The 1,742-nt window shown below is 77.5% G+C and carries 1 protein-coding gene; it reads left to right on the top strand.

All coding sequences use genetic code 11. The features are described 5' to 3' along the window. Positions 1 to 22: 22 nt before the first annotated feature. Positions 23 to 1,742, top strand: a 1,720-nt coding sequence (locus tag GA0115240_RS31940; protein ID WP_237555375.1) for a helicase-associated domain-containing protein, incomplete at its 3' end; no start/stop codon positions are given.

Genomic DNA, 1,742 nt, shown 5'->3' on the forward strand with positions numbered 1-1,742 from the left:
GGGCCGCGTGGGTGGGGGGCTGTTGCCCGCCGAGGTCGCGCGGGCGGTGGTGGAGGCGCTGCCCGGGGCCGTGGAGACGTTGCGGCGGAACGGCCTGGTGTGGGGTGGGCCGGACGCGCTGCGGCTGGTGCGGACCGCGCGGGACGTGCTGGCCCCGTCGGCGGCCATGGCGTCGGCCACCGGGCTCGGGCCGTCGTTGGCGGAAGCCACCGCCGGGATGTCGCCGACGCGGTTGCAGGAGGTGCTGGCGGACGCCGGGCTGCCGGGGACGCACGACTCGGTGAGCGCGTTGAACGCGCTGGCCGCGCTGTTCGGCGACCCGGAGCGGCTCGGTTCGCTGATCGCGGGGGCGCCCGAAGGGGTGCGCGGGGTGCTGGAGCGGCTGGTGTGGGGGCCGCCCTACGGCGAGGTGCGCGATGCCGCCGCGGCGGTACGGGCCGCCCACGCCGGCAGCCCGGTGCAGTGGCTGCTGGCCAGGGGCCTGCTGCTGCCCGCGGGCCCGCACAATGTGGTGCTGCCCCGGGAGGCCGCGCTGACCCTGCGCGGCGGCCGGGCACACCGCACACCGCGGCCCGCGCCGCCCGACGTGCGGGCCGTCGCCCGCTCCGAGCGGACCGTGGACCTCACCGCGGCCGGGCAGGCGCTGACCGCGGTCCGTACCGTCACCGAGGTGCTCACCGCCTGGCAGAGCGGCGGGCCGACCGTGCTGCGGGCCGGCGGGATCAGCGTCCGGGACCTGAAACGCACCGCCGCGACCCTGGACCTGCCCGAGCCCGAGACCGCCTTCTGGCTCGAACTCGCCTACGCCGCCGGTCTGATCGCGACCGACGGCGAACTGGACGAGGCATACGCCCCCACGCCCGCGGCCGACGACTGGCGGCAACTGCCCGCCGCCCGCCAGTGGACCGTGCTGGCCGCCGCCTGGCTGACCGCGAGCCGCACGCCGGGCCTGGTCGGCAGCCGGGATCCGAAGAACCGGGCGCTGTCCGCGCTCGGCCCGGACCTGGACCGCTCACTGGCTCCGCAGGTCCGCCGCCGCGTGCTGGATCTGCTCGCCGGGCTGCCGCCGGGCTCGGCCGCCGAGCACGCATCGCTGCTGGAGCGGCTGCGCTGGGAGCGTCCGTTGCGGGAAGGCACCGACGCGCTGCGCACCGATCTGCTCGGCTGGACCCTGAACGACGCGGAGACCCTCGGTGTCACCGGCCGGGGCGCGCTGGCCGCCCATGCCCGGCCGCTGCTGGACGGCGCCGCCGAGCAGGCCGCCGCGGTCCTCGCGCCGCTGCTGCCCAAGCCGCTGGACCACGTGCTGTTGCAGGCCGATCTGACGGCGGTGGCCCCCGGACCGCTCATCGCCCCGCTCGCCGAGACCCTCGGTGTGCTGGCCGACATCGAGTCCAAGGGCGGCGCCACCGTCTACCGTTTCACGCCGGAGTCGGTGCGCCGGGCGCTGGACGCCGGCCGCACCGCGGCCGAACTGCAGGCGTTCCTGACCGACCACTCCCGCACCCCGGTGCCGCAGCCGCTCAGTTACCTCATCGACGACGTGGCCCGCCGGCACGGCACGCTCCGGGTCGGCGCGGCAGCGGCGTATCTGCGCTGTGACGACGACTCGCTGCTCAGCGAGCTGCTCGCCGACCGCCGGGCGGCCGGCCTCGGTCTGCGCCGGCTGGCGCCGACCGTGCTGGCCGCGCAGACGGAGCCCGCCGCGCTGCTGGAGCGGCTGCGCGCGATGGGTCTGGCGC

The sequence above is a fragment of the Streptomyces sp. DvalAA-14 genome (genome assembly GCF_900091855.1).
Taxonomy (GTDB): domain Bacteria; phylum Actinomycetota; class Actinomycetes; order Streptomycetales; family Streptomycetaceae; genus Actinacidiphila.